At 35.0% G+C, this 6,537-nt stretch carries 7 protein-coding genes; all 7 read right to left on the bottom strand.

Going from position 1 to position 6,537, the window contains the following annotated elements:
* Positions 1–677 (bottom strand): hypothetical protein (locus N5909_RS01100; RefSeq protein ID WP_271630669.1); only part of this gene is annotated, 677 nt, incomplete at its 3' end.
* Positions 678–686: 9 nt separating this feature from the next.
* On the bottom strand, positions 687–1,505 hold the full coding sequence (locus tag N5909_RS01095; RefSeq protein WP_271630668.1) for a hypothetical protein: 819 nt from the start codon (positions 1,503–1,505) through the stop codon (positions 687–689).
* A gap of 14 nt (positions 1,506–1,519) precedes the next feature.
* On the bottom strand, positions 1,520–1,723 hold the full coding sequence (locus N5909_RS01090) for a hypothetical protein (RefSeq protein ID WP_033681688.1): 204 nt from the start codon (positions 1,721–1,723) through the stop codon (positions 1,520–1,522).
* A 91-nt stretch (positions 1,724–1,814) separates the two neighbouring features.
* Complete coding sequence (locus N5909_RS01085; protein ID WP_049493482.1) at positions 1,815–2,627, bottom strand: hypothetical protein; 813 nt, start codon at positions 2,625–2,627, stop codon at positions 1,815–1,817.
* A complete protein-coding gene (locus tag N5909_RS01080) occupies positions 2,611–3,843 on the bottom strand; it encodes a hypothetical protein (RefSeq protein ID WP_045606729.1) in 1,233 nt (410 codons plus the stop codon). The genes N5909_RS01085 and N5909_RS01080 overlap by 17 nt, the downstream gene beginning before the upstream one ends.
* Positions 3,844–3,868: 25 nt before the next feature.
* Positions 3,869–5,143 (bottom strand): DUF2130 domain-containing protein, encoded by a 1,275-nt coding sequence (locus N5909_RS01075; protein ID WP_225742670.1) that lies wholly within the window; start codon positions 5,141–5,143, stop codon positions 3,869–3,871.
* 95 nt (positions 5,144–5,238) lie between these two features.
* The gene (locus N5909_RS01070) at positions 5,239–6,519 is read right to left on the bottom strand and encodes an O-acetylhomoserine aminocarboxypropyltransferase/cysteine synthase family protein (protein ID WP_042751050.1); all 1,281 of its coding nucleotides are present in this window, start codon (positions 6,517–6,519) and stop codon (positions 5,239–5,241) included.
* Positions 6,520–6,537: the final 18 nt, after the last annotated feature.

Raw genomic sequence — 6,537 nt, 5'->3', positions numbered from 1 at the left:
TAATAAGAAAACACGATTCGAGCTAGCTTACTTTCTGGTTCAGTAATGTCGAAGTAGTCGTTCGCTTCTTTATTGAACACAATATCTTTTATGGCTTGGGCTTGAGCAACAAGTGTAGCTTTGCCTCCTTTAAAATCTGGTGCCTTGGACAATTGTTCCTCAAAGAAAGCAATATCTTGCGCATCTTGAAGATGAATGGAAACTGTTAATAGTTCAAAGCTTGATATTAAAAACGCAGGGGTTCTGAATCTCTTCCAAATTTTTTTCAAATCATATTTGGACATATTTTCCTTGGCAGCTTGAAAATCTCCTTTTAAATAAGCCACTCGACCTTGGATAATTTGGTAATTCTCACGATATGTTGCCCTAAAGGGCTTAATAGATTTTTCTGATTGAACTCTTAACATGTCTTCATATAGCTTAAGATCAATAGAATCGTGTAACACTAGAACAATAACTTTTCTAGATACAAATCTTAAATAAAATACAAAGACGAGAACTAAAAAGTCAATAACTAATAATATGAGTCCCAATATTTCCAAATTGCTTTGAAATATTAAAAATACTGCCATCACATAAACAACCAAGACTAAAAATAAGCAAATTAGAATAACCCTATCAAGTTGTAAAAGAGTGTTTTCTGTCGCCCTACTTACTATTTTTTTTACTAATTTCATATATTACTCTCATTTCACTGATTCTAAATATTTTTTCGCTTCCTGAACATAAAAGAGTTCTGGATTTTCATGGGCGATACTTTCAAACAAACTACGGGCACGAGCATCATCTCCTTTTAGCTGAGCATTAAGAGCGCCGTAATAAGAGAACATGATTCGAGCTAACTTATTTTCAGGTTCAGTAATGTCAAAGTAGTCGTTTGATTTTTTATTGCAATAGATATCAACAATAGCCTTTAAACTCAAAATTTCTTCCTGATATTTTAAAATTTGCGATTGAACATTACTTGTTAGTTCTTCAATTTCTACTATTAATTCTTGCAATTCTAAACAATCATTCAAATGAACCAAGTTTAGGATGCTATAATACTTGATATGAAATACATAGTAGAGATTTTTGGATTTTTTTAGATTACTATTTTTTATTTTATTCAGCAATTCTAAACTATCTTGGAAGTATCCTCTATAAAAGGATACTCTTGCATTTGCCAAATATTTTGGAAGAATCTGAACATTTCTATTTAAAGAATTTGCATCAGCTCTAGCAACTATATCCTGATACTTTGTTAAATTGATATCTTCAAATAAAATATCAATTAAAGCCTTATCAAGTAATAGTTTAGATAGAAGAATAAACAATATAAGAAGGACAAGAAATACTGTTAATAGCTTTGTATAAACAGTCGATGAATGGTTAAAAATATAGACATAAACCATTACTGTTGAAAACACTAAAAAATACAGCAAATATTTAAATATAATTTTAAGAAAAATTAATTCTATTTTATCAGCTGACCATGTTCTAATAATTTCTATAGTCCTTTTCATATAACACTCCATAACTAGCTATTAAATAACGCAGTAATTCCTACAAATAATTCAACCACAGCAGTTGCTACCTCACCAACCCCAGTAGAAAAAGCAAGAATCGTCCCAACTGTTACAATAGAAAGTCCAATCGTTTCAACTGGATGCTCTACAACCCAATTAAAAGCACTACCAACTACCTCACCAGTTGTATTTGAAATTTGGGTGAGATGATCCACCGTTCTTACCCCCGTCTCATTAGTCGTTTTAACTGTTGCGTAGTCTTGTTGGACCTGGTTACTCTCTTTTACTTAATTTAAACGAAAGGTACTAGGAAACATTATTACTTCCTAAATATTTCTTCGCTTCCTGTACACAAAAGAGTTCTGGATTTTCATGGACGATACTTTCAAACAAACTACGAGCACGAGCTTCATCTCCTTTTAGCTGAGCATTAAGAGCGCCATAATAAGAAAATATGATTCGAGCTAGCTTATTTTCAGGTTCAGTGGTGTCGAAGTAGTCGTTCGCTTCTTTATTGAACACAATATCTTTTATGGCTTGAGCTTTAGCAACGAGTTTAGCCTTACCATCTTTCGAATCTGGCGCCTTGGACAATTGTTCCTCAAAGAAAGCAATATTTTGCTCATCTTGAATATGGATAGAAGATAGAAAATTATAATATAATTTCTTCAATTCAAATATTTTTCTATTTTTTTTAGAAATATTAGAAAGATTGATATTTGAATATTGACTAAGTGATAATAAAAAATCTCCTCTGAGGTAAGATAATTCTCCTGTGATTAATTCAAAACTTACTTCATTAAATTTCTTATTAAACTTATTGGAATGACTAACATTGTATTCAAAGAAAAATTGATATTTCTTAAAATCAATCAAAACCACCTTCCAATATAGAAGAACTTTCCATGTCAATAAATTTAAAAAGATGCCAATAACTATAAATAATACCGACAAAAATAACAGATAACGTACTGCAATAATATTCTGTTTAAACAATAAAAACAAACCCAAAATTGCTATATAAACTGCAACAACTAATAAATATGTAGATAATCGAATACAAATATTATAAAGAAATTTTACATCTTTATTTGCTAATAATTTAATTAAGCTTTTCAATTTTATAAAAATCCTCCAAATAAAATTGTTTACTAGATTCTCTCTGTAAAAAATTTTCAAAATCACCTTCATCTTCAACTATTGTATACATTCCGTTGTTCACTATAAAATATTCATTATTGATCATGTAGTGTCCATCGGAGAGTCCTGAAAAATCAATGTCATCTAACTTCAATTTGTCACGTTCACTAAGTGTTAAACATAAACGAAGGGCTCCCTCTTTCATATAGTCTTTAAGAGAAATTGCTGCATATCCTCCAAATGCTTGTTTTTCTGGACTAGATGAGTTTTGATTTTGAACTGCTTTTTCTTTAATAAAAGAAGTGACTCTAAATGAACGTGATATTTGAAAACCTGGGCTAGCTAATGGTTGATCTTCAGCATCAAATACAGATAAATCATAACCTTTCTTTTTAATAGCATCTTCTACTACTGACCTAAAATCTTTTAGAACTATTTGAGCTTCATCACTTGAAACAGCATTTTTTATAAATTCCTTTAGGCCGTAGTCTTGATCAATGAAAGTAACATATTTCAATTTTTGACGCGTGTACTTAGCACCCACTTTTATGGTAACTCCCTTATCGAAAACATCAAAGACACCTACATCGGAAATATTACTATCATAGTATGAAGACTTAAGTGTTAATTCGTAGTTCAAATCCCTAGAATGATAAAACTCTTGTAATTGTTGTACTTTGGCATTATTTCTCAAGTAAGTTTGAATTTCACTGCCTAGAAATGGAGAAAGAGTTCCCGCTAATACTATAATGACTACAAATCTACTCACTTTTTGATTGTACTCAACCTTTTGATAAATCCAATCTAAATACGGAAATAAAAATAATGAAAAAATGAAACTCCAAAGGTCAATATCTTTTATAAAGTCAAAGGAAACGATCATTTTAAATCTTAGCACAAACATCAGAAAAATTGCTAAAAAAATATTGCCAATCAATAGGAATGCAATCAGACATTTCGTTCGATTTTTTGCCTTTATCACATAAGTTATACCTACAATAAGATTGGCTAAAAAGCTAATTCCGTAGCCTAAGACTGTTGGAACAAGGCCAAAAACACCAAATAATAAACTATATCTTGAGTCTGAGTCACCTACCCCTTCAATATTTAAAAGACCATATAGGAGATTAAGAAGAAACACAACTAGTGGTAAATATGCAATATAGATATCCGAAAATTTCAAAGTTTTTTTCATAGGAACTCCTGTTTCTAAGGTAATACTACTCCCCCTGCAGCGCTTCAAACTTCGCTTTCATAGTTGGATTTTTCCGGGTCAATTTTTTAACAGAAACATCTTCCAATTTGTTGTTAGCTAGACGGAGTTGGTTTTCTGATGTGGTTAGGAACTTCTTAACCTCTTCCATGCGTTTGATGGCCTTGTCGATTTCATCAATAGCTTTGCCAAAGTTGGTCGAAGCAGAGTTGTAGTTCTTGGCAAAAGCTAGTTTAAAGGCGTCCAAATCTTCCTCAAAATGCGTAATGTCAATATTTTGTTCCCGAACCAAGGCCAACTCCTGCTTATATTTTAGAGAATTAAGCGCAGCATTTCTCAAAAGCCCAATCAACTGGATAAAGAACTGAGGGCGAACCACATACATCTTTTCATACTCGTGACTAACGTCAACAATCCCTGTGTTAAAGTAGTCATTATCGGCCTCAAGCATAGTCACCAAAACCGCATATTCACAGTTCTTTTCACGACGGTCCTTGTCCAATTCCTTGTAAAAATCTGCATTCTTGTGCTTCTTCTCTGTTCCATCAGCTTCATTTTTCATCTCAAACATGATGGAAATGATTTCGACCCCATTTTCATCACATTCACGGAAGATAAAGTCCCCCTTAGACCCACGCGCAGAAACCTTGTTATCCTTTTCAAAGTAAGCATTTGGAAAGGCAAAACTACGGACCTTGTTAAACTCACTCTCTGCATAGTGTTCCAGACTTTCCCCGATAGCTTTTGTCGATTGTTGGGCTTTGAAATTCTTATAAAATTCAACTTGTTCACTTGCTGCCTTGAGCTGAGCTTCATAGTTTTGTTTAACAGAAGCAAGAGAAAGCTCGTTTTCTTTTTCTTGTAAAAGAAGTTGATTTTTAACCTGATCTCGTTCTTTTTCTAGGTCAGAAAGGGTCTTTTGGAGTTGATTTTCATGCTCTAAACGCAAGGTCGACAATTGGTTTTCTAAGGCCTGTACTTCCTTATCCTTAGCCAATAAAGCCTCATGACTTGTCTGTTCAACCTCTTTCTTTGCCAATTCTTTTTCTGTATCAAAATTTTGGATTTGACTCTGTAATTGAGCAATTTCTTGGTCTTTTTGAGCTAGTTTAGACTGTTGTTCATTCATGGCTTTTTGCTCTGCCAAAGCCAGTTCCTGCTTCATGCGATCGTGCAATTCCTTATCAAACTCTGCTGTTCTCACTTGGGACAAAAGTTCGGCATACTGACTTTCATTTACTGTAAAGACTTCCCCACAGTTGGGACATTTGATTTCGTTCATATCGTTCCTCTTTCTAGACTTCTGTAACCATTATATCATGCCTGAGGGAAAATCAAAAACAGTGAGTCGAAACCCACTGTTTATCTTCTTTTTCTTTAAATTTTTTCCAAGGCCAAGCGCAAATCTTCGATCAAATCATCTACATTTTCAAGTCCTATTGACAAACGAATTTGGTTTGGTGTGACACCTGCTGCTTCTAGGTCTTTTTCTGACAATTGACCGTGAGTGGTTGTTGCTGGATGGACAACAAGAGACTTGGCATCTGCCACGTTTGCAAGGTCAGAGAAGATTTCTAAATGATCAATTACCTTGCGTGCTTCTGCCTCTCCACCTTTGACATGGAAGGTAAAGATTGAACCCACACCTTTTGGCAAGTATTTCTCAGCCAAGGCATGGTAAGGACTATCTGCTAGTTTTGGATAATTGACCTTTTCTACCTTAGGATGGTTGACAAGGAAATCAACAATTTTCTCTGCATTTTGTACATGACGTTCCACACGAAGAGAAAGGGTTTCAAGTCCTTGGAGTAAGAGAAAGGCATTAAATGGTGACAAGGCTGCACCTGTATCACGAAGCAATTGAACACGGACAGCGATAATAAAGGCTGCTGCCCCCACATCACGAGTATAGCTCAAGTTGTGATAGCTTGGGTCTTCCTCAACAAATTGAGGGAATTTTCCTGAAGCTGCCCAATCAAAACGCCCGCTATCGACAATCACTCCTCCAATTGTCGTACCATGTCCACCGATAAACTTAGTCGCAGAGTGAATGGCAATATCTACACCGTGAGAAAAAACGTTAATCAAATAAGGTGTAGCAAAGGTATTATCGGAAACAAGTGGAATCTGATGTTTATGAGCAATCTCAGCCAATTTTTCCAAGTCAGGAATGTTAATCAAGGGATTGCCCAAGGTTTCAATCAATACAAGCTTGGTATTGTCTTTGATCGCTGCTTCCACTTCCTCTAAATTATCCACATCCACAAAGGTTGTTGTGATACCATAACGAGGAAGGGTTTCTTTCAAGAGGTTGAAAGTCCCGCCGTAAATAGTTGATGCCGCTACTACATGATCACCAGCATGAGCAAGCGCCAAAATCGTATAAGTCACTGCAGCCATACCTGATGCGGTTGCAAGAGCTCCGACACCACCTTCAAGAGCAGCGATTCTTTCTTCAAAGGCAGCTGTTGTAGGGTTTGTGATACGAGTATAGATGTTCCCTGGTTTTCTCAAGGCAAACAAATCGGCACCTTCCTGCGTGTCATCAAAAACAAAGGATGTTGTCTGATAAATTGGCACTGCACGAGACTTGGTAGCTGGATCCACAACTTGACCAGCATGTAGTTGCAAAGTTTCAAATTTAAAATCACGAGTCATAAGGCGACCTCCAAATAG

Origin of the sequence: Streptococcus gwangjuensis (assembly GCF_028156745.1) — a bacterium.
GTDB classification, from domain to species: domain Bacteria; phylum Bacillota; class Bacilli; order Lactobacillales; family Streptococcaceae; genus Streptococcus; species Streptococcus gwangjuense_A.
Note: the sequence above shows the minus strand (reverse complement) of the source record. Positions and strands in the feature narration are given on the sequence as shown.

Bases quoted from the DNA above. Each gene is read 5' to 3' on its own strand.
- N5909_RS01095 (WP_271630668.1), bottom strand. From the start codon at position 1,505: ATGAAAAGGACTATAGAAATTATTAGAACATGGTCAGCTGATAAAATA.
- N5909_RS01080 (WP_045606729.1), bottom strand. From the start codon at position 3,843: ATGAAAAAAACTTTGAAATTTTCGGATATCTATATTGCATATTTACCA.
- N5909_RS01075 (WP_225742670.1), bottom strand. From the start codon at position 5,143: ATGAACGAAATCAAATGTCCCAACTGTGGGGAAGTCTTTACAGTAAAT.
- N5909_RS01070 (WP_042751050.1), bottom strand. From the start codon at position 6,519: ATGACTCGTGATTTTAAATTTGAAACTTTGCAACTACATGCTGGTCAA.